The sequence below is a fragment of the Pantoea sp. X-Soil-ISGK-421 genome, from assembly GCF_059730785.1.
The window spans coordinates 525,578-545,686 of sequence record NZ_AP035980.1 but is presented as its reverse complement, the minus strand read 5'-3'; the positions used below and the strand labels follow the sequence as shown (position 1 = coordinate 545,686).

The 20,109-nt window shown below is 53.9% G+C and carries 20 protein-coding genes and 1 pseudogene; 9 read left to right on the top strand and 12 right to left on the bottom strand.

Annotated elements, in window-relative coordinates; translation table 11 throughout:
• Nucleotides 1-64: 64 nt before the first annotated feature.
• The gene (locus AC6I8K_RS21220; RefSeq protein WP_064739938.1) at nt 65-376 is read left to right on the top strand and encodes a cupin domain-containing protein; all 312 of its coding nucleotides are present in this window, start codon (nt 65-67) and stop codon (nt 374-376) included.
• Here the strand turns inward: AC6I8K_RS21220 and AC6I8K_RS21215 are convergent.
• Complete coding sequence (locus AC6I8K_RS21215; RefSeq protein ID WP_483818343.1) at nt 373-1,122, bottom strand: IclR family transcriptional regulator; 750 nt, start codon at nt 1,120-1,122, stop codon at nt 373-375. The two genes, AC6I8K_RS21220 and AC6I8K_RS21215, sit on opposite strands and share 4 nt — an antisense overlap.
• A 138-nt stretch (nt 1,123-1,260) precedes the next feature.
• On the opposite strand from AC6I8K_RS21215, the gene AC6I8K_RS21210 reads away from it, so the two are divergent.
• A complete protein-coding gene (locus AC6I8K_RS21210) occupies nt 1,261-2,394 on the top strand; it encodes an MFS transporter (RefSeq protein WP_497827526.1) in 1,134 nt (377 codons plus the stop codon).
• A 146-nt stretch (nt 2,395-2,540) separates the two neighbouring features.
• Here AC6I8K_RS21210 and AC6I8K_RS21205 read toward each other — a convergent pair whose 3' ends face one another.
• Nucleotides 2,541-3,230, bottom strand: coding sequence for an N-acetylmannosamine-6-phosphate 2-epimerase (locus AC6I8K_RS21205; protein ID WP_483818345.1), 690 nt, complete (start codon nt 3,228-3,230; stop codon nt 2,541-2,543).
• On the bottom strand, nt 3,227-4,786 hold the full coding sequence (locus AC6I8K_RS21200; RefSeq protein ID WP_497827525.1) for a maltose/glucose-specific PTS transporter subunit IIC: 1,560 nt from the start codon (nt 4,784-4,786) through the stop codon (nt 3,227-3,229). The genes AC6I8K_RS21205 and AC6I8K_RS21200 overlap by 4 nt, the downstream gene beginning before the upstream one ends.
• A gap of 154 nt (nt 4,787-4,940) precedes the next feature.
• Here AC6I8K_RS21200 and AC6I8K_RS21195 point away from each other — a divergent pair, with 154 nt between their 5' ends.
• Nucleotides 4,941-5,768, top strand: coding sequence for a MurR/RpiR family transcriptional regulator (locus tag AC6I8K_RS21195; RefSeq protein WP_497827524.1), 828 nt, complete (start codon nt 4,941-4,943; stop codon nt 5,766-5,768).
• Between the two features lie 115 nt (nt 5,769-5,883).
• Here the strand turns inward: AC6I8K_RS21195 and AC6I8K_RS21190 are convergent, their stop codons facing one another.
• A complete protein-coding gene (locus tag AC6I8K_RS21190; protein ID WP_483818348.1) occupies nt 5,884-7,821 on the bottom strand; it encodes a MacB family efflux pump subunit in 1,938 nt (645 codons plus the stop codon).
• Entirely contained in the window at nt 7,818-8,993 is a 1,176-nt protein-coding gene (locus tag AC6I8K_RS21185) for an efflux RND transporter periplasmic adaptor subunit (protein ID WP_497827523.1), read from the bottom strand. Before AC6I8K_RS21185 ends, AC6I8K_RS21190 begins: the two co-directional genes overlap by 4 nt.
• A 183-nt stretch (nt 8,994-9,176) precedes the next feature.
• On the opposite strand from AC6I8K_RS21185, the pseudogene AC6I8K_RS21180 reads away from it, so the two are divergent.
• A pseudogene (locus AC6I8K_RS21180) lies at nt 9,177-9,354 on the top strand (RNA polymerase sigma factor); the annotation flags it as partial.
• Between the two features lie 199 nt (nt 9,355-9,553).
• Here the strand turns inward: AC6I8K_RS21180 and AC6I8K_RS21175 are convergent.
• Entirely contained in the window at nt 9,554-11,254 is a 1,701-nt protein-coding gene (locus tag AC6I8K_RS21175; RefSeq protein ID WP_497827522.1) for an ABC-F family ATP-binding cassette domain-containing protein, read from the bottom strand.
• Nucleotides 11,255-11,565: 311 nt separating this feature from the next.
• Complete coding sequence (locus tag AC6I8K_RS21170; protein WP_497827670.1) at nt 11,566-12,252, bottom strand: RipA family octameric membrane protein; 687 nt, start codon at nt 12,250-12,252, stop codon at nt 11,566-11,568.
• 178 nt (nt 12,253-12,430) lie between these two features.
• Here AC6I8K_RS21170 and AC6I8K_RS21165 point away from each other — a divergent pair, with 178 nt between their 5' ends.
• The 4 genes from AC6I8K_RS21165 (at nt 12,431) to AC6I8K_RS21150 (ending at nt 14,944) form a co-directional block, all read left to right on the top strand.
• Complete coding sequence (locus AC6I8K_RS21165; RefSeq protein ID WP_064739948.1) at nt 12,431-12,784, top strand: DUF1428 domain-containing protein; 354 nt, start codon at nt 12,431-12,433, stop codon at nt 12,782-12,784.
• 152 nt (nt 12,785-12,936) lie between these two features.
• Nucleotides 12,937-13,581, top strand: coding sequence for a LysE family translocator (locus AC6I8K_RS21160; RefSeq protein WP_483818351.1), 645 nt, complete (start codon nt 12,937-12,939; stop codon nt 13,579-13,581).
• A 119-nt stretch (nt 13,582-13,700) separates the two neighbouring features.
• A complete protein-coding gene (locus AC6I8K_RS21155) occupies nt 13,701-14,564 on the top strand; it encodes a substrate-binding domain-containing protein (RefSeq protein ID WP_497827521.1) in 864 nt (287 codons plus the stop codon).
• Between the two features lie 29 nt (nt 14,565-14,593).
• Nucleotides 14,594-14,944, top strand: coding sequence for a DUF3147 family protein (locus tag AC6I8K_RS21150; RefSeq protein WP_064739951.1), 351 nt, complete (start codon nt 14,594-14,596; stop codon nt 14,942-14,944).
• A gap of 46 nt (nt 14,945-14,990) precedes the next feature.
• On the opposite strand, the gene AC6I8K_RS21145 is transcribed toward AC6I8K_RS21150, so the two are convergent.
• From AC6I8K_RS21145 to ycgZ, 3 genes are all read right to left on the bottom strand, one after another.
• A complete protein-coding gene (locus tag AC6I8K_RS21145; RefSeq protein ID WP_483818354.1) occupies nt 14,991-15,527 on the bottom strand; it encodes a cysteine hydrolase family protein in 537 nt (178 codons plus the stop codon).
• Nucleotides 15,528-15,811: 284 nt separating this feature from the next.
• Complete coding sequence (locus AC6I8K_RS21140; RefSeq protein ID WP_064739953.1) at nt 15,812-16,102, bottom strand: hypothetical protein; 291 nt, start codon at nt 16,100-16,102, stop codon at nt 15,812-15,814.
• 117 nt (nt 16,103-16,219) lie between these two features.
• The gene (gene ycgZ, locus AC6I8K_RS21135; RefSeq protein ID WP_497827520.1) at nt 16,220-16,471 is read right to left on the bottom strand and encodes a regulatory protein YcgZ; all 252 of its coding nucleotides are present in this window, start codon (nt 16,469-16,471) and stop codon (nt 16,220-16,222) included.
• Nucleotides 16,472-16,882: 411 nt separating this feature from the next.
• Here ycgZ and AC6I8K_RS21130 point away from each other — a divergent pair, with 411 nt between their 5' ends.
• Entirely contained in the window at nt 16,883-18,085 is a 1,203-nt protein-coding gene (locus AC6I8K_RS21130) for an FAD-dependent oxidoreductase (RefSeq protein ID WP_497827519.1), read from the top strand.
• Nucleotides 18,086-18,243: 158 nt separating this feature from the next.
• On the opposite strand, the gene yddG is transcribed toward AC6I8K_RS21130, so the two are convergent.
• Both yddG and AC6I8K_RS21120 read right to left on the bottom strand, forming a co-directional pair.
• Nucleotides 18,244-19,131 (bottom strand): aromatic amino acid DMT transporter YddG, encoded by an 888-nt coding sequence (yddG, locus tag AC6I8K_RS21125; protein ID WP_497827518.1) that lies wholly within the window; start codon nt 19,129-19,131, stop codon nt 18,244-18,246.
• Between the two features lie 95 nt (nt 19,132-19,226).
• Nucleotides 19,227-20,078: a Vmh family MBL fold metallo-hydrolase gene (locus AC6I8K_RS21120; protein WP_064739957.1), complete on the bottom strand. Its 852-nt coding sequence runs from the start codon at nt 20,076-20,078 to the stop codon at nt 19,227-19,229.
• Nucleotides 20,079-20,109 lie beyond the last annotated feature (31 nt).

Below are 20,109 nucleotides of genomic sequence, written 5' to 3'. Positions count from 1 at the left end.
ATGTCCCGTATTACGCAGGCGCTGTGTGTATCATCAACACAGTTCTCCTCCATACGGATCTCGCATGAAAACCTACGTCAGCAAAAACTTCTCTCCTGCTAAAGCCTGGGATGCGTTAGACATCGCCAACTTCGCCGGCACCAGCGTGCGTTTGCACTGGACCAATCAACCTTACAAATGGCACATCAATGATGGCGAGGAAGTGTTTGCGGTGCTGGATGGCGCGGTAGAGATGCATTACCGCGAAGCGGGTGAAGTAAAGAAAGTGCTGCTCAATAGCGGTGACATTTTTTACGCCAGCATCGGTACCGAGCACGTGGCGCACCCACAAGGTGAAGCGCGCGTGTTGGTCATTGAAAAAGAAGATTCAGTTTAGCGCGCCACTAACGCTTCAATCTCCGCTTTTGCCTGTAGCAGCGACGCCAGTAAATGTGCGAAATGCTCATCAAAACGCAACGCCGGTACAGCAATCGCTAACGCATAACGTTCACCCGTACCGGTTTGCAGCGCCACGCTGATGCCGCAAACCCCGCGCGCATGCTCTTCACGATCCACCGCATAACCTTGCTGACGCGTAACGGCGATCTCTTGCAGCAATGCCTGACGATCCTGGATTGTCTTCTCGGTACGCACATCCTTAAGTTGTGGCAACCATGTTGCCACAGCCTCGTCGGTCTGTTCCGCCAGTAGCGCTTTACCGTGTGCCGCGCAGTGCGAGGGAAACGCGGTACTCACTGGCGACGCGACGCGCAGCTCCTGATCGGAAACAAACTGGCTCACCAACACGGTATGACTGCCGCGCCAGGCGCAGAGATCAACCGTTTCACGCGTGCGTCGGCCGAGGGTTGCCATCGCCGGTTGCGCCAGCGCAATGATATCGGTATGCGCCGAGGCCGCGAGGCGAGCCAGCGCCGGACCCAGTTTGATGCCATCACTATCCTGCAACAACAGTTGTTGGGCGATCAGCGAGCTCACCAGCCGATGCACTGTGGTGCGCGGCAGTTCAGTGATTTTTGCCAAAGCAGACATGGTTAATCCTGCCGGACGATCTTCCAGCGCGCGCAAAATTGTCGCGGCCCGCGCGATCACCTGTGATCCGTTAGTTTCTGTTTCCACACTCATTTTTTAAGGATTCCGTGCGTTTACGCTGTCAACACTATAGCACGATGGCGTGCAGCGATTGACAGCAAAGCGGATTCGCACAACACTAGCGTCCAATATTCGGTTTTAATGTCCATTATACGGATAAAAGGAGGGTTTGTGTCATCCCTTAAACCTACTGGCGCATTTACGTTATTAGCGGTCAGTTGCCTGACCATTATGGTGGGTTGCGTGATTGTGCCCGGACTCAGCGAAATCTCAGCGCAACTTGGCGTTTCGCATTTGGCGAGCTGGCTGGTCACGTTACCTTCGCTCGGCGTGGTGCTGGCGGGTCCGTTAGCGGGACGTGCTATCGATCGGTGGGGCGCTCATTCACTTTTGCTCATCGGACTATTTTGCTACGGCCTTTTCGGCGTCGCAGGCGCGTGGCTGCCTGGCGCGCTGCCGCAGATTATCGATCGTCTGCTGTTGGGCTGCGCCACCGCGGTGGTGATGGCGGCGGGCACCAGCATGATCGCCAGTTTTTATAGCGGAGAAGCGCGATTGGCGATGATGGCGCGGCAAGGTATGTCTATCGAAATAGGCGGCGTACTGTTTCTGTTTATTGGCGGCATTCTGGCCTCCATCAGCTGGCGCTGGCCTTACTTCCTTTATCTTTTCGCCTGGCTTATGTTGCTGCTGGTGATGCTCACTGTGCCACGTCAGCCGCTGCAAGCCGCGACGTTGTCTGTGGATGAGCAGGCGGGTAACAGCGATCGCCCGCTGCGTCCGGTGTTATGCGCCGCACTTTGTTCGATGGTGTGCTTTTTCACCGCAGTGATTATGCTGCCGCAACGCTTTGCGGCGATGGGCATTGATGCTGCGCACATTGGCTACTTTCTCTCATTTGTTTCGCTGGTGGCAGTGCTGGCAGCCGCCATCATGCCGGACGTGTCGCAGCGCTTCGGCAGTTACCCAACCTTAGTAATGGCATTTGTCTGCTATCTGCTGGCACATCTGGAGTTTGCCGCTGCGCCAAATATGGTGCTGTTTATTCCGGGCGGTATTTTATTGGGCATGGGATTTGGGCTGTCGATTCCGCTGGTTAATCACATGACGGTTGAAATTAGCCAGCCGCAGGAAAGAGGCCGCCAGCTGGCGCGTTTATCAATGGCGATTTTTTCCGGCCAGTTTCTTGCGGCCTTTATGGCGTATCTGCCCGGCGGATTCGTGATGGCCTTTGCTGCCGCCGCATTGTTAGCGGCAGTCAACGTTTTTGCCATGGGAAAAGTGGGTCGCTCAGCCACCACGTGATTTTTACAATCGTGCGAAAAGTAACCGCATGCGTGCATCGGGCGCTGGGTGGCGCGAGGCGCGTTTTATCCACAGGATAACGGGGAATCTACGCACGGGGATTGTGGATAACCTTAAGCAAGGTGCCCAATAAAGGCACCTTGTATCTAACTTATGGCATTCACAAAGCGGCGTGTTATCTGTTGCGGGCGGGTAATCGCGCCGCCAACCACCACGGCATGCGCACCCAGCGCCAGACAATCCGCCGCCATTGCCGGCGTTTCCACATTCCCTTCAGCGATCACCGGCACGTTTACAGCAGCCAAAACGTCGCGCAGAAAGCGGCAGTCATCGGTGGCTAAAGAGCAGCCCTGGGTTTCTGCGGTGTAACCGTGCAGCGTAGTACCGACGCAATCAAAACCTAACGCGGAGGCCTGACGCGCTTCTTCCACCGTGGCAATGTCAGCCATCAGCAGCAGGTGCGGATAGCGCTGACGAATCGCCGCCACCAGTGCAGGAAGCTGCAAATCGCCGGGACGCATATGCCGCGTGGCATCCAGCGCAACCATCGCCGGATTCGCCACCATCAACTCATCTACTTCCCGCAACGTCGCGGTGATGTAGACATCGCTGCCAGGATAGTCGCGCTTGATAATAGCGATAATCGGCAGCGCCACGGTTTGCATAATCTGCTGCACGTCGATCAGGCTGTTGGCGCGGATCGCGGCTGCGCCGCCTTCCATGGCCGCCAACGCCATGCGTGACATGATAAACGGACTGTGTAACGGCTCATCTTCCAGAGCCTGACACGAGACCACCAGTTTTCCCTTAATCTGGGCCAGCATCGGTGCTTTCATAGCGCAAGTAACTCCTCAACTTCGTTTTTGATAATGGTGACGTGCGGGCCATAAATCACCTGCACGCCTTTGCCACGTTGGATCACCGCGCGTGCGCCAGTGGCTTTTAATGCGTTTTCATCGAGCTTGCTGCTATCGTTCAGCGTGATGCGCAAGCGGGTGGCGCAGCAATCCAGTTCGGCGATGTTCTCTTTGCCACCCAGCGCAGCGATCACTTGCACAGGGCGCTCTCCGGCGATCATCGGCGTGGTTTCGTTGCTGGCGTCTTCACGGCCCGGCGTTTTGAAATTGAAGCGGGTGATCAGCAGACGGAACGTGAAGTAATAGAGCAGGAACCACGGCACGCCAACCAGCGGGACATACCACCAATGGGTTTTCGCTTCGCCTTGTAATACGCCGAACAAGATGAAATCGATCAGGCCCCCGGAGAAGGTTTGGCCAATGGTGATGTGCAGAATGTGGGCGATCATAAACGCCAGCCCATCAAACAGCGCGTGGATGACATACAGCACCGGCGCGACAAACAGGAACGAGAACTCAATAGGTTCGGTGATACCGGTGAGGAACGAGGTCAGCGCGGCTGAAAGCAGCAAACCGGCGACGCGCTGGCGGTTTTCCGGCTTAGCGGTGTGATACATCGCCAGACACGCGCCGATCAAACCAAACATCATGGTGATGAAGCGACCTGACATAAAGCGTGAGGTGCCAAGGTAGAATTGTTGCGTATTGGGATCGGCAAGTTGGGCGAAGAAGATGCGCTGCGTGCCTTCCACCAACTGTCCGTTAATCACTTCACTGCCACCGAGCGCGGTGGTCCAGAACGGCAGATAGAAAATGTGATGCAGGCCGAATGGGCCAAGCATGCGCAGCACGAAGCCGTAAATAAAGGTGCCAAAGTAACCCGTGGCGTCCACCAAACCACCCAGGCCAAAAATCAACTTCTGGAAGTGCGGCCAGACAATGGTCATCGCCGCGCCCACCAGAATAGCGACGAAGGAGCTGATGATCGGCACGAAGCGCGAGCCACCGAAGAAGCCGAGAAACTGCGGCAGGGCAATCTTGTTGTAGCGGTTATGCAGCATTGCCGTCACCAGTCCAATCACCACGCCACCAAATACGCCGGTTTCCAGCGTCTGAATGCCAAGCGCCATGCCTTGTCCCACCGCGCTAAGATTGCCCTGCGCCAGCACGCCGGTGAGCGTCAGCAGCGCATTGATGGTGGCGTTCATCACCAGATAAGCCAGCAACGAGGCCAACCCAGCGGTGCCTTTGTCACTTTTCGCTAATCCCACCGCTACGCCCACCGCAAATAAAACCGCGAGGTTGGCAAATACCACCGAACCGGCGCTGGCCATGATGGTGAATACACCTTGCAGCCAGGCGACATCCAGGAACGGATAGGCTTTGATGGTGTTGGGATTGGACAATGCGCCACCAATGCCCAGCAGTAAACCGGCAGCTGGAAGCACGGCAATCGGTAACATAAACGACTTGCCAAAACGCTGGGCTTTTTCGAACCAACCTCCCGAAGAGGCACCGCTGAACAATGATGACATAAATTTTTATCCCTGAAGTAATGTTGTGGTAAAAATTATTACCACAATCTAATTCATTAGTTGAAAATTTCCACCATTATTGTGATAGCTTTCACTTATGCCCTGATCTGCTGCACACTGTGCGCCATCAATGTCGTGAAGAAGGAAGGCCGCCATGACGGACAATGAAAACATCTTGCTGCACCTGCGCCAGGGCTTGCCGGGCTATAGTCCCACGCTGCAAAAGCTGGGCGATTTCATCCTCACCGACCCGCAGAAAGTGCTGTATCTCACCATCACCGAACTGGCGCGCGAAACCGACACCAGTGAAGCGAGCGTGACGCGCCTGTGCCGCCATTTAAGCTGTAAGGGCTACACCGAATTTAAAATGGCGCTGGCGCTCGATGTGCAACACAATCAGCCCGCCGCCATCGCCAGCGGTGACAGCATCGACATGCTGGTCGAAGAAACGGTGCAGGCGCTGCGTGATACCGGAAAATTTATCAATCGCGAGGTGCTTCAGCACGCGGTTGAAGCGCTGCATCAGGCTAAATCCATCCAGATTTACGGCGTGGCAGCCAGCGCGATTACCGGTGAGTATCTGCATTATCGCCTGCTGCGCTTGGGTAAATCGGCGCAGCTATTTGGTGATATGCACCGCGCGGCGATGAATGCCTCGACGTTGAAAGAGGGCGATTTGGTCATCGCCATCTCCGCTTCCGGTTCGACCAAAGATGTGATGCATGTGGTGAAGGTGGCGAAGAAGCAAAACGCGCGCGTACTGATGCTCAGTAACACGCTGCGCAGCCCGATGGGCAGCTTAGCCGATATGTTGCTGGTGGCCGCGCGGCCGGAAGGCCCGTTCAACGCTGGCGCGCTGAGCGGCAAAGTGGGGGCCATGTTGCTAGTGGAGGTGCTGATTAGCGAATTGATGACGCATGATGCCCGCTATCTGGCGGCCAGCCAGCAAACGGCAACCGCGACATTGCCGATGCTGATTTAAGGCTGAAGAACGGCACATACTGTAGCGGCGCGATCTGTTGCGCGTTTTTACCGGCGCGAACAGGTCAAAAGCGCGCGATAAATCGCGCCGCGACTAAAGCGTGCCGATAGGCTATTTATTCGCTCGCCAATGCCGCTACCGGATCCATACGTGCCGCTTTGCGCGCGGGCAGATAACCAAAAATCATACCGATGAGCGTGGAGCAGGCAAAGGCTGCGCCCGCTGACTGCCACGAGAAAATCGCCGTAATCATGCCGCCCGCCAGCAGGCTGATAATCGGTCCAATCACCAGTGCCAACGCCACGCCAAGCGATCCGCCCACCAGACAGACTAAAACCGCTTCGATCATAAACTGCTGCATGATGTCGCCGCGCCGCGCGCCTACCGCCATACGCACGCCGATTTCATGCGTACGTTCCGTCACCGACACCAGCATGATATTCATCACGCCAATGCTGCCAATCATCAGCGCAATCGAGGCCACCAGCAAAATCAACAAGGTTAACGTTGCCGCAGCATCTTCAATCGCTTTACGGTATTTATCGCGGTTGAACACCAGGAAATCTTTGGTGCCATGACGCGCAGTCAGCAACTGCGTCAGTGATTCTACCGCTGGGCCGCTCACCACATCGTCCTTCAGCTTAATGCTGATGCTGGTTAGCGCGGTTTGTCCGCTGATGCGATACATCACGGTGCTCCACGGCAGCCACACGCTGAGGCGATTGGGCGACATGCCATCGTTATTATCCGCCACACCAATCACGCGCACCGGCACGGAACCCAGCACGATCATCTTACCAATCGGGCTTTCACCGTGTTCACCGAACAGTTTATTGCGGGTGTTGGTATCAATGATGATCTCCTGACGTGCGTGACGTTCATCGCTGAAGTTACTTCCTTCCCGCAGCTTGATCCCCTGAATCTGGAAATACCCGTTGCCTACGCCGTATACCGAGGTTTTAGAGGCATTGGAGAGATAGCGAATCGGCTGATTGACAATCATCTCCGGGCTGGCCGCCGCAACAAACTGCTGGCGTGCAATCACTTCCGCATCCGCCATCACCAGCGTTAGCACCGGATTCGCTTCATCTTCAACAAAATCTCCACCGGCATAGATCGACACCACATTAGTACCGAGACCGGAAATACTCTCCAGCGTCTTTTGCCGCGCGCCCTGGCCGAGTGCCACCACCGTGACCACCGCCGCGATGCCAAAAATTATCCCGGTCATGGTCAGCGCGGTACGCAACCGATGCGCGTTCATCGCGTTCAGCGCCATACGCAGTGATTCACGCAGTCGGTCAAGGAAGCCGCGCAGTTTACTTTGACTTTTACGCGCAGCGGGCACGTATTGCGCGCGGGTGGCATCGTGTTTGCAGCCGCTATCGGCAAAAATTTCGCCGTCCTTAATCTCAATAATGCGATCGGCGTGCTGCGCCACTTTCATGTCGTGCGTCACGATGATCACCGTGTGACCTTCGCGATTGAGATCGTGCAGGATGCGCAGCACCTCTTCGCCGGACTGCGAATCCAGCGCGCCGGTTGGTTCATCGGCAAGAATGATTTCGGCGCCATTAATCAGTGCGCGGGCAATACTGACGCGCTGCTGCTGGCCGCCGGACAGCTCGCCCGGCTTATGATGCTCGCGCCCTTGCAGACCCAAACGCGCCAGCAGATCCGCTGCGCGCGCCAGCCGCGCTTTGCCCTGAAAATTGGCATAGATCGATGGGATTTCGACGTTGCTCAACGCGCTAAGATCCGGCATCAGATGATAGCGCTGGAAGATAAAGCCGATATGCTCGCGCCGCACTTGCGCCAGCGCATCCGGTGACAGCGTGGCGGTGTTCTGGCCGCCAATCAAATAGTCACCGCTGTCAGGTGCATCAAGGCAGCCGAGAATATTCAGCAGCGTCGATTTACCTGATCCGGACGGCCCGATAATCGCCACCCGTTCGCCGCTGGCAATAGTCAGGTTGATGTCTTTCAGCACATGCAGGGAGTGCGAACCGTTAACATAGCTGCGTTGAATGTTTTTCAGTTCGATGATATTCACATCATCACCTTGTCACTGCCCGCCGTCTGCGTGGCCAGGATCACGCTCTCGCCCGCTTTCAAGCCGCTCAGCACCTGAATATCCACGCTGTCAGTGATGCCGGTAGTGATGATGCGTTTTATCGGCTGGTTATTCTGGTCTGGAACTTCAACGTAAGTGTTGCCGTCCGTATCTTTCCTGGTCGCCTGCACCGGCACCAGCAAGGCGTCTTTGACGGAATCCCGCAGCAGGTTGACCTGCGCCGTCATGGAGATACGCAGCGCATTATCCGGATTAGGCACATCAAGCAGGGCGTTGTAATAGACCGCGGCGTTGGTGCTGCTGCTCGGCGTGCTTTCGCTGTTGCCTATCAGCGCATCATCTTTCATCACTGATTCAGGGGCTAATTCGAGGCTGCGCAGCGTGGCGTTATAACGTTTGTCGGGATTGGAAAAAGTGGTGAACCACGCCTGCTGACCGGGTTGCACATTATTAATGTCCGCTTCGGAAATCTGCACTTTAATCGTCATAGTGCCGAGCTGCGCCAGTTTGGCAATGGTCGGCGCAGTTTGCACCGCATTCACCGTTTGGCCTTGCTTAGTGACGATGGCGATGACCGTACCATCCATCGGTGCCATGATGCGGGTATAGCCAAGATCGAGTTGTTTCTTATCTACTTCAATTTGCGCCTGAATCACGCGCGCTTTTTGCGCCGTCAGCTCCGCGCGCGCCATGCTCCAGGCTTCTGCCGTTTCATCAAAATCCTGGCGCGACACCGCATTGGTTTTGATCATCTGCTGCAGACGTTTGAATTGCGCATCCTGCCGCAGCAGCGTCGCTTCACGGGTTTCCAAATCTGCCTGCGCGACGCTGAGCGCGGCTTGCGCATTACGCAAATCGCTGCGCTGGGGCTGATCGTCAATTTCGGCAATCAGCTGACCTTTGCTGACGCTATCGCCCGCTTTGATATAGAGTTTTTTAACCTGACCGGAGACCTGCGCACCGACGTTAACGCGTTCGACCGCATCCATTTTGCCCGTGGCGGCAATCACGTTTTCGATATTGCCCACGCGCACCTCGGCGGTCACCACCGCGTTGGGTTTGCTGCGCGAACCGGCGTAATGCCAGATCAGTAGCAGAAGAATGACAGCGGCGAGTGTGGCGAGCAGCCACCTTTTTGAGATATTCAGCATAAGCGTCCCTTTTATGAAGCGAGAATCATAATCACTAAACCGCACAAACAGGAGAAAATTCGGCAGAAAAGGCTGAGCAACGCGCGTTCGTAGAAAAAAGATTGAATTATTTTCCGAATAAAAACGCGGGCTGAGTTGTTTACCGTTTATCTGAGTCACTTTTTGTCTCAGCGCTGACACGCCATGATGCTGCGCGTGAGTCAGCTGCCCGAAGCGCAACGCTTACGTGGAAAGCTTCACCTATCAGGAAGCTGCCGATACGCTGGCGGTACCAATGGGCACCATCATGAGCCGCCTCGCGGCGGCACGCATCACCTTAGCCAGCGCAGTCACGGCGCGGCCGGCAGCACAGGAGAAACGGCAGGGAATGAATGTGGTTTGGTGGCATAAGGCGGGATATCAATTTGTGCTGATTGGCCGAAATCCTGCGCAGCAGCTGAAAAAGACTGCGCAGGCGTTAATACAGGCGATGCTGGCGTAAGGTTTACTGCACATTTTGTCGCGGCGCGATTTATCGCGTAATACATTGCGCCGCGACAATGCGTGCTTTCCGTTGCGCCTTACAGGCCGAGTTGGGTTTGTAGTAACGCAATCTCCTCACGCCACTGCGCCTGCAACGCCGGTTTCTGATGCTTCGGCTTTCGCGCGAGATCTTCATCCAGCTTGCTTTCCACCTCCAGTAACGCCAGTAGCAGAGCGTCCTCATCCAGCGCTATGGCCGTTGCAGGCGGTGCAGTTGAGCCAGACGTTGCTAGCGGTTGCTCAGCACGCATGCGCTCGGTGACTGCATCAAAATCATGCCACTCGCCAAGCTGCTGACCTTCAATCAGCCAAAAGCGGGTGCAGCAGTTGGCGATTAACTGACGATCATGCGACACCAACAACACCGCGCCCTCGAACTGATTCAGCGCGTCCGCCAGCTCCTCTTTACCCACCATATCCAGATGGTTGGTGGGTTCATCGAGCAACAACAACGAATGGCGCGCCAGCGTTAACCCCACAAACAGCAAGCGCGAACGTTCGCCGCCGCTGAGTGAACCAATCCGTTGTTGATGACGCAGATAAGGAAAACCGGCCCCGATCAGCGCCATTTTGCGCTGTTCATCACTGAGCGGCGCAAAATGTGCCAGCGCATCGCTCAGCGTTTCCGCATCGTGTAATTGATGCAGGCTTTGATCGTAATAACCGAGGCGCGCACGAGGATGAAACAGCGCGCTATCTGTTTGTTGATATTCACGCCACAAATGCCGCAGCAACGACGATTTACCGCAACCGTTGCGGCCAACAATCGCCACGCGATCGCCACTTTTCACCTGCAGCATCGGCAATGAAAACAACGCAGGCGCGTCATCGGCCGGTCGAATCGACAGTTCGGGCAATGCCAACACGCGATCGGCATCTAATGCTTCACCGTGCAGCTGCAGCCGCCATAGCGATCCTTCGCTTAGCGTGGTTTGAGCCTCTTTCAGCCAGCTGGCGCGCTTCTCCATCTGCTGCGCCTTACGCGATAAACCTTCGTTATCGTAGGTGCGGCCCCACATCGCCAGACGTTTGGCGCTTTGCTCGACGCGATCGATCTCCTTCTGCTCGGCCTGATAACGCTGCGCATCGGCTTGATCCTGCTCGATCAGCGCCTGACGCGCGGCGCTGCACGGTAAGCGGAAGCATTGCAGGCCACGATCGCGCAGAATCCAGCTGCAGTTGGTCACCCGATCGAGCAAGGTGCTGTCATGCGAGACCAAAACGAAGCTGCCGTTCCAACCGTTGAGGAAATTCTCCAGCCATATTAGCGTCGGCAGATCGAGGTGGTTGCTGGGTTCATCGAGCAGCAGCAGATCCGGCTGCAGAATCAACGCACGCGCCAGCAGCAGCCGCATATGTTGACCGCCGCTCAGGGTTGACGCAGTGTGTGCTTGCTGCTCGGCGGTGAAACCCAGGCTGCCCAGCAGCGCTTCGGCCCGCCAGCGATCGGCCTGCACTGGCACATGCGCCATCACCCCCTCCAGCAGCGACGCATTGTGCAGTTCTGCTGGCAGATGCTGCTCAATGCGCGCCAGCAAACAGTGATTAGCCGGCGTAACGCTGCCGTGACTCGCTTCCAGTTCGCCACTGAGAATTTTCAATAAAGTGCTTTTGCCCGTGCCGTTATCACCCAGCAAGCCGATGCGATCGCCTTTTTTTAGGCTGAAATGAATATCGTGAAACAGGGTACCAAAGGCGTTATCAAAGCCGACAGCGTGTGCGGATAGTAAAGTGCTCATGTGCTTACTCATAAGTTGCAGGCGCAAAAAAGCCTGACGTCAGAAATCGCTGACGACAACCCGGTAAGCCGGAGGGAAGAGATTAGATTTTCTGTGAACTTCGCTCAGGACGGATTATCGCAGCACGAGTGCGGAAATGCCTGAACGCGGCCAATTACTATAAAAGTGTGAGTAAATAAACAATTCACACGCGGGCATAGTAATCCTCCTTAGTTATCAGTAGTGGAATGAATTGGATGATGATAATGCGAGCAGAAATGTTATGCCAGTGTTAAATGCGCAGCGTTGGGTGACGCTGCGTGGGGCAACCATCAAGGCTGCTCTTTCTCGTCTTCAGCCGGAATCAGCGGTTCATCAATAGCGATGGAGGAATTCGATTTCAGCAATTGAATATCCAGAATGACGTAAGTCATGGTGGTGATAAATAACGAAATAACGCTGCCAATCACGCCGCTGGTGGTAAAGGTAAAATAGTTGTACATCACCACCCAGGTCACACAAATAAACAGTGCTAGCGCAACATTAATAGCCGACTGCGAATAATGGGTGGTGCGTGATCCCATATCATTAATTTGCCGGCTGAGATTGGTGCCGCTGTATTTCTCCAGTACAAAAATGCCGTGTTCCCAATTACGCAAGCGACGTGCGCCGCTGCGGGTCAAAAATACATACAGCAACGAGATAAATAATCCGGAAAAAGCGATCAGTACCGGCACGGCTTCCAGAGCGTAAGCGAGGCTTTTATGGCTGGAAACCTGCGGTGTGAGATCCAGCGTTAATGACGCGCCGAGCGCGGCATATAAAAACACAAACATCAACAGAAACAGCGCGTTGCGCCTCCAGTCGAGATCGGCTTCGTGATTCTTCTGCTGACGAGCCCAGTGCAGCGCCTGCTGTAACGGCGTGGCCTCGGTGGCGGTGGTGTCAATACTCTCAATCTCTTCACCCAACAAGCGGTGAATAAAGGGCTGGTCGGCCGGTTCAATGGTGATGCGCATAGATTTCTCGGTGACATAACGATCAAAGGCGTCAGTGTAACGTAAATCGCCTGGCGCGCGCAGATTCTGCGAGTAAGCGCGCAATTATTCATCTGTACATCGGCGGGTATTGCACATCATTCATACAATTATCTGGCGGTTATTACTGACCGCGTAGATGACGACGAGGTAAATAGCTATGTCGTACGTTGATGGTTTTGTCGTAGCGGTGCCGGAAGCCAATAAGGAGGATTATCGTGCCATGGCGGCCAAAGCGGCGCCGCTGTTTAAAGAGTTTGGCGCGACGCGAATCGTTGAGTGCTGGGCCGACGATGTTCCCGCCGGCACACAGACTGATTTCTATCGTGCGGTTAACGCTGAAGAGGGCGAGACGGTGGTGTTCAGCTGGATCGAATATCCCTCGCGGGAAGTTCGCGATGCCGCCAATGCCAAAATGATGTCCGATCCGCGGATGAAGGAGATGGGTGAAAATATGCCTTTCGATGGCAAACGCATGATCTATGGGGGATTTGCGATATTGCTGGAGGAATAGCTGGTCGATGACGGCTTGCAGTGAACCGTAGCGGCGCGATTTATCGCGCTGTTTAATTTTTAAAGATCGCATGCACCTGGCTGCTGTTGTGCACAATTAATTGCGCCGCTACGATACGTGCAGGCATTATTTATCACCTACAAGGAGCCACAATGCTGGATATCACCCACTTTCCGCTTTTCCTCGCATCCGTATTTCTGTTGTGTATTACACCGGGACCGGATTTGGCTTATGTCGTTGGACAAAGCGTAGCGAATGGGCGACGTAGCGGCGTGATATCAGCGAGTGGCGTGGCGCTGGGAAGTTGCACACATGCGTTGGCTAGCGCCGTTGGTTTGACGGCATTAATTACGGCCTCACCGCTGTTATTTACAGTGATTAAATATATTGGTGCGGCATATTTGATCTATCTGGGCAGTAAAATGGTATGGGGCACCTTTTTCAGTCGTGAAGAAGTGAACACACAGCCAGACGATATTCCACGCTCCAATACACGCAATTTATTAGTCCGCGGTTTTATCACTTCCATTACCAATCCAAAAGTACTGCTATTTTTTATTTCCTTTTTTCCGCAGTTCGTGGTGGTCGATGGTAATCATCATGCCAGTTCATTTCTGTTACTCGGCCTGACGTACGCTGTCGTCGGTTTAATCACTGATGTCAGCTTTGCAGTAGTGGCTGGCAGCGCGGCCAGCGCGGTGTCGCGCAATGTGATGCTGCAAAAATGGCTCGACCGTGTGGTGGGCAGCACCTTTATTGGTTTAGGCGTTCGATTAGCGCTAACGCGTCGCTCATAAAATCAGAAAAGGAACTACGGCCAGCAATTGGCGCTAACGGAATATTCGGGTAACGTGGCATGCAGACTTTTGTTACCTACCAATATTTACCGCACGCTAAGTTGCAGGAGTGTCAGTCCATGGCCGTAAATTCCAATATCGTCGGCATTGTCAGCAATGAATTTATCAATCCTAATACCGTCAAGCTACTCGATGAGGTCACGCGGCAGCTGAATGAACGTGGCTTTATTACGCTGCTGCTTAATGCTCATTCCCGCGAAAGCTATCACAGTGCGCTTCGTCACGCGGCACAACTTCCAATCGGCGGTTTAGTCTTTCTAACCTCGCAGTTTAGCGATGAACTGCGCGTGGCAGCAGATATTCTGCCGCAGGCCGCGACGGTACATCTCAGCCACAGCGCCAGCGCGGAAGCCAACGTCGTGATGGCGGATGGTTATACCGCGGGCGAAGAGATAGGCTTATTGCTGCTGTCGCAAGGTCATCAACGTTTCGGCTTTATGCACAGCCTGCAACATCGTGCGGCTGTGCGCCAGATGGAGGGCTTTGTCGCCAGTCTGCAAGCCAAACATAAAGAACTTACCCTCCAACTCTCTGCCGGTGGCAACGATCGTGAACTGGCCTATCAGGCAATGATGGCGTACTTGAAAAAAACCCGTGCTGCCGAGCGCGTTAATGCGCTGTTCTGCGAAAGCGATGTATTGGCATTCGGCGCCTTACAAGCGGTGCGCGATTTTGCGCAAGGTGCACATGTCGCGGTGGTGGGCTTTGGTGATGTTGATGAAGCGCGTGCGTCGACCTGGCATCTGACCAGCTGGTCGCAGCGCCGTGATCTGCTGGTGAGTGAAGCGCTGAATCGTTTGCTGGAAAACCGTGCTGACGCCAGCAATGCCTGGCAGCAGGGTGAATTGCAGGTGCGCCATTCCCATCACGGTAAACATGTGCCGGGTGAAATGTCGCAGTGCGGATGCGCAATACGTCATTGATAGTTAACTATTAACGGAAGGATAACCGCATGCTGTGGCTTATTGCCAAATATGCCATTACCGCCGGCATGGTGGTGCTGATATCGGAAGTGGCTAAACGGAGCGATCGCCTTGGCGGACTGATTGCCGCGTTGCCTTTGGTTACGGTGCTGGTGCTGATCTGGATGAAGCTGGAAGGGCAAAGCCAGGCCAAAATTGCCAGTCACGCATGGTACACCTTCTGGTATGTGGTACCGACCTTGCCGATGTTTATCGCCTTTCCGTTTCTCTATCAACGCCTCGGATTCTGGCCGACGCTGGTGGCGAGTTGTGTACTCACTATCCTGCTATTTCTGCTTTGGGCCACGCTACTTAAACGCTTTGGCGTTGCGCTGATGTAATAGCGTGCAAGCGAAAAGAGGGCTTTCGCCCTCATTGATTAACTTCTCAGAATATATATGCCGCGCTTGCTACCCGCTGCACAAAGGGGCCGGCCAGCGTTTGATTATGGTGTGCAATAATTTGTCGGGCGCTTAACACGCTGTTATCCACAGAAGTATGCCCATCCTCAATCAGTGCAACGCGATAGCCTAAGTCAGCGGCGGCACGGCAAGTGGTATCTACGCAATATTCCGTCTTCATCCCAACTATGGCCAGTTCTTTAATATCGGCATTTTTCAGCGCGGCCAGTAATTCAGTGTCACGAAAGCAGTTGGGATATTTCTTCACAAATACCCGATCGCGGGCGGCATCAATTTGCAGTTCCGGAATCAACTGCGTCAGCGGACTACTTTCGGCCAACGGCGAACCCTCCGGCCCAGTGTGGCGTGCGAAGAAAACGGGCGCATGCGCTTGATGGGCTAACCCGATTAGCTGATTGATGTTGGCTAACACCGATTGTGCAGCAAAGGGTGCTGGCGAGGCGTGAAATAACCCGTTCTGCATATCAATGACTAACAAGGCTTTATGTTGCGATGGCTGCATGGTGTGTCTCCTTTCTACATGCTATGAACGGAGACCATTCCCCGTCCAGTGATTGACGGGGCTGAGGATGCTGGAGCTTATGTCTCCGCTACAGATGCACACACGCCGCCGCCAAATGCGGTGGTGGTGGTCTCTGTGGTTAAGGCGTTGAGGTAAGACATATAAGCTCGCAAAAATTCGTTGTGAAAGATGAATTTAACAGAGTGCCAAGAGAAAACAAGACAGAAGGGTCTACATCTTTGCAAGAAAGAGCGAACGTTGATTAGTCAGCGTTCGCCCGAAGCTCAATGCTTAGTGCCATTACCTGAACCGTCACGATTGCGGAAAATATGCGTCACGTTGTCGGTATTCTTGATCGCCACGCCGCTCGACTGTGGCGTTTCAATATGACTCATTACTTCAGACATCGCTCGGCTCAGCGCTTGCTGCCGCGGTGGATCGCGTTCAACTGATGCCATCACGCGCAGCTTTTCAAGCAGCGTGCGGGTAGAAACCGGGCCGGATTTTTTTAGCAACTGTAAAATCGCATCGCCCATGATGATGTCGGTGAGCCGTTCTTCATCACTTCTATACATAGATTCTCTCTGGTTACCGCGGAAGACCTGCGGCAAATAACAAAGTGGATTCAGTCTTACCAGCAGGTGAATGAGGCGGAAGCCACTTGGTTAATTCTCAGGCCAACAGCGCCTGTTTTAGGATTCTCGTTCAACGGAAAACATCAGGCCAATTAATTGCTGATAATGAATTTCCTCTTCAGTCCCGCGTGCTTGTTCCATGCGGCACAGCAACTTGGTGCACAACGCTTTACGGCTTAACGTCCGCCCTGAACGCAAAATCTCAACCACAATTTGTCCCAGCGTTTCCTGCTGTGAAGGCAAAGAGGCTTCTTTGAAGTAGCGCGCAATAGCTTCCGACGCTGCGGAAAAGTTACGATCCTGACGCATGGTTCCATCCTCGAGGTTAACGTATAACTTTAGCGGACAAACTTATACAAATTTATTTAATATGTACAGGAATATGGCGAATCAGTGGCGCAATGCTTTGGCCAAAAGTGCTAATTTATTGTTAACAATAACTTAAGAAAAATGCAGGCATGGACGTTAAGTCGATGCATTTATCAGGGACGCTTTTAGCGTCCGCACGTTACCTCTGCCGTCCATCGATGGCGTTAGCGCTGCCCAGCGATCAATCTCTGCGCTAAACGACTCAACGTTGAGGTGTTGTTTATGATGTGCCCGCGTGCAGCGTAACGTTGCCGTGCCGCCTGTGCAGTGGGCATTAAGGTTGGCTTCATCGCATTAGCATCAACCTATGCTATAAATGATAACCATTATCATATTGATATGAGGCAGATAATGCAGGCAACACAGGAAAAATCGTCAAGCGCGGATTGTTGTATTGTCGGCGGCGGTCCCGCGGGGTTAATGCTGGGGTATTTACTGGCGCGTGCTGGATTGCGCGTTGTGGTTATCGAGAAACATCCCGATTTCCTGCGCGATTTTCGCGGCGATACCATTCACCCTTCAACGCTGGAGATCATGCGCCAGCTCGGTCTGCTCGATGAATTACTGGCGTTGCCGCATCAGCGTGCCGAGAAGCTGCAGGCGGAAGTGGGCGGCGAGGAGATCACCATGGCGGATTTCTCGCGTTTGCCGGTGCAGTGCCGCTTCATCGCCTTTATGCCGCAGTGGGATTTCCTCAATTTCCTGGCGAAAAAAGCGGCCCAGTTTCCCGGTTTCACCCTGCTGCAATCCACTGCGTTTGACGACTTCATTTATGAGAATGGCGCAATAAGCGGCGTGCAAACGTTACAGGGTAACGAACGTCATGTTATTCGCACTTCTTTAGTGATTGGCGCTGATGGCCGGCAATCGCAGGTCAAAGCCAAAGCGGGGCTCAGCGGAAAAAGCTTCGGCTCTCCGCGCGATGTGTTGTGGTTCCGGCTGGAGAAACATCCTGACGATCCGCAGTTGGGCATGGGCCACAAAGGACCGAAACAAAATTTCATCGTTATCGATCGTGGTGATTACTGGCAGTGCGGCTACACCATACAGAAAAACCAGTTCGACGAGTTAAAGCGGGCGGGATTAGATGCGCTAAAAACTTCCATGGCACAGGTTGCGCCGTTCAGTGCAGCACGCATGGCGGAAGTCGATGAATGGGAAAAGCTCAAGCTGTTGTCGATTCGCATCGATCGTCTTGATCAGTGGATGAAGCCCGGCGTGCTCTGTATTGGCGACGCCGCACATGCGATGTCACCAATTGGCGGCGTTGGCGTTAATCTGGCGATTCAGGATGCGGTGGCCGCTGCCAATATCCTGACCAAACCGCTGCAGCAGGGCAGCGTGACAGTGCGCGATCTGCAAAAGGTGCAGCAGCGCCGCCAGTTCCCGACGGTCGCGACCCAATTTCTGCAAATCAAAATGAGCAGTAATAAGCGTAAACGCAGCACGCCGAGCAAAGTGCCACAGTTGATTAGTCGCTTTCCGTTCCTGCGCCATCTGTTTGGTCGCTTAATTGGCCTTGGATTCCGCAGCGAAAAGCCGCGTTATTTATAACCGGCAAAAAAAAGCCCGCTAAACGCGGGCCAGGTAAACGTTACCAATCTTAAATTCTCGTAGCAACGCATTGCTGTGTGTTGCGTTGCTATAGTAGCAACAGATCGTTGGCTGTGCAGGAAATGATCAACGAGTTAATTTTGTTCTAAGGATAAGTATTATGTGTTCTGTCCTCGGGTCGACCACCAGCACAACAACGAGCCAAGACTAACCATTGCAGTACCTTGCCAAAAGGCAACGGTCAGATGCGAGCGCAGAATAAAGGCCGCGAGAATCGAGGAAACGATCGGAATAAAGTAGGATGCGGCGGCCAAAATTGTCACGTTGCCATGCAAAATGCCGATATTCCATGCGGCATAGCCAAAGCCCATCGCCATCGCGGCTAATGCCAGACTGATCCAAACCTCGGCGGATAATATGAATGAGGGCTGCGGAGAGAGCGCAAATTTCAACCATAGCGTCAGCGCGGTTAAGATAAAGAACAGCGTAATGCCATTACTGCCGTTAGCAATTTTCCTGGTGACCACACAATACACCGCCCAAATACCCGCGCCGCTCAATGCCAGACCGTAGCTCAGCGGATTATCCATCACGTTACGGGCCATTTCGCTGAATGAGAAGCCGTGATCGCCGCCCAACACGCGGCAAATACCCGCAACAGCCAGCAAAACGCCTGGAATAATCAGTGGATTGGTTTTTTGCCGATTCACAATCACGGCAAGAACGATGGTCAAACTTGGCCACAGGTAATTGACCATGCCGACTTCAATCGCCTGACGACCGCTGTGAGTAAACCCCAGCGAGAGTGACAAGCAGAGTTCGTAGCAGACGAAAAGCACACTGCCGATAATCAAATAGCTGCGCGGAAAAGTGCGCAGTTTTGGCAGGCCCACAGTGAAGGTTAGCAGTATCGCGCTGGCGCTGTAGATCAGCGCCGCACCGCCCACCGGACCGAATCCTTCACTGACATTTTTAATCAGTCCGACAATCGCGCTCCACAATAAAATGGCCATCAAACCAATCAGCGTCGCTCTTTTTTGGGGCATGACCCGCCACCTTATATTGCTTATTCGGGCCAAAATCCTAGCAAATCAGACTCTCTTTGTATTGTTCGTCAAAGTTTGTACACGCAAAATATTCATTACCATTTCATTTCGCCGGTATTTACCTTGGCGCTGAGATCCAGCGAGCTCTCATCCGGCAAATTCGGATAGGCGGCTTTCATGGTTTCGATCACCTGCGCAGCGCCTTTGTGCTGCTGCAGCGCTTTCTCAAAGGTGTGCAGATAGTTCAAAGTAAACGTAATCGCCGCATCGCCCGTCGGGCGTTCACCCAAATAATGCCCCGGAATCACCTGTTTAGGCTGCAGTTTTTGCATCTCACTCAACACATTGCGCCACTGCTGTCGAACTGCTGGCGTTTGCGTATCGGCAGTCCAGACGTGAATACCTGAAGCCACGCCGGTGCCGCCGAGAATCGCTTTGTTCGCCGGAATCCACACGTAGGCGGCGTAATCATTGGCATGATGCAGCTCCAGGGTTTCGCCATCGACTTTAAACGTCGTCGCCTGCGTAACCTGCGGTACATAGAGCTGTTTTGGCGCACCGTTCTTCATTTGCGGGCCCCAATAAGCCAGCTTGGCGGCGTTGGTGGCTTGGATGTGTTTCACCACATCGGCCGTCGCCACAATCTTCACCTGTGGGAACGCTTTTACAATTGGTTCAAGCCCAAAGTAAAAATCAGGATCGCCAGAGGTGATGACAATCTGCGTCAGCTTTTTGCCGCTGGCTTTGATCATTTGCACCAGCTTCTCACCGTCTTTCGTGCTGAACTGCGCATCAAACAGTATCGCTTCATGCGGACCGGAAACCAGCGTAGAGGAGACAGGGAAAATGCCCTTTTCCTGTGGGTTATACACCTCCAAATGCAGCGGCGCAGCGAAAGCAGGCAGGGTGGAAAAGGCCAGTGCCAGCGACAGTGTTTTCATTTTCATCAAATTTTCCTTTATCCGGCACCTCGCCGTG

Coding starts and splice junctions, on each gene's coding strand:
- AC6I8K_RS21220 (WP_064739938.1), top strand. CDS start 65: ATGAAAACCTACGTCAGCAAAAACTTCTCTCCTGCTAAAGCCTGGGAT.
- AC6I8K_RS21215 (WP_483818343.1), bottom strand. CDS start 1,122: ATGAGTGTGGAAACAGAAACTAACGGATCACAGGTGATCGCGCGGGCC.
- AC6I8K_RS21205 (WP_483818345.1), bottom strand. CDS start 3,230: ATGAAAGCACCGATGCTGGCCCAGATTAAGGGAAAACTGGTGGTCTCG.
- AC6I8K_RS21200 (WP_497827525.1), bottom strand. CDS start 4,786: ATGTCATCATTGTTCAGCGGTGCCTCTTCGGGAGGTTGGTTCGAAAAA.
- AC6I8K_RS21195 (WP_497827524.1), top strand. CDS start 4,941: ATGACGGACAATGAAAACATCTTGCTGCACCTGCGCCAGGGCTTGCCG.
- AC6I8K_RS21185 (WP_497827523.1), bottom strand. CDS start 8,993: ATGCTGAATATCTCAAAAAGGTGGCTGCTCGCCACACTCGCCGCTGTC.
- AC6I8K_RS21175 (WP_497827522.1), bottom strand. CDS start 11,254: ATGAGCACTTTACTATCCGCACACGCTGTCGGCTTTGATAACGCCTTT.
- AC6I8K_RS21170 (WP_497827670.1), bottom strand. CDS start 12,252: ATGCGCATCACCATTGAACCGGCCGACCAGCCCTTTATTCACCGCTTG.
- AC6I8K_RS21165 (WP_064739948.1), top strand. CDS start 12,431: ATGTCGTACGTTGATGGTTTTGTCGTAGCGGTGCCGGAAGCCAATAAG.
- AC6I8K_RS21160 (WP_483818351.1), top strand. CDS start 12,937: ATGCTGGATATCACCCACTTTCCGCTTTTCCTCGCATCCGTATTTCTG.
- AC6I8K_RS21155 (WP_497827521.1), top strand. CDS start 13,701: ATGGCCGTAAATTCCAATATCGTCGGCATTGTCAGCAATGAATTTATC.
- AC6I8K_RS21150 (WP_064739951.1), top strand. CDS start 14,594: ATGCTGTGGCTTATTGCCAAATATGCCATTACCGCCGGCATGGTGGTG.
- AC6I8K_RS21145 (WP_483818354.1), bottom strand. CDS start 15,527: ATGCAGCCATCGCAACATAAAGCCTTGTTAGTCATTGATATGCAGAAC.
- AC6I8K_RS21140 (WP_064739953.1), bottom strand. CDS start 16,102: ATGTATAGAAGTGATGAAGAACGGCTCACCGACATCATCATGGGCGAT.
- ycgZ (WP_497827520.1), bottom strand. CDS start 16,471: ATGCGTCAGGATCGTAACTTTTCCGCAGCGTCGGAAGCTATTGCGCGC.
- AC6I8K_RS21130 (WP_497827519.1), top strand. CDS start 16,883: ATGCAGGCAACACAGGAAAAATCGTCAAGCGCGGATTGTTGTATTGTC.
- yddG (WP_497827518.1), bottom strand. CDS start 19,131: ATGCCCCAAAAAAGAGCGACGCTGATTGGTTTGATGGCCATTTTATTG.
- AC6I8K_RS21120 (WP_064739957.1), bottom strand. CDS start 20,078: ATGAAAATGAAAACACTGTCGCTGGCACTGGCCTTTTCCACCCTGCCT.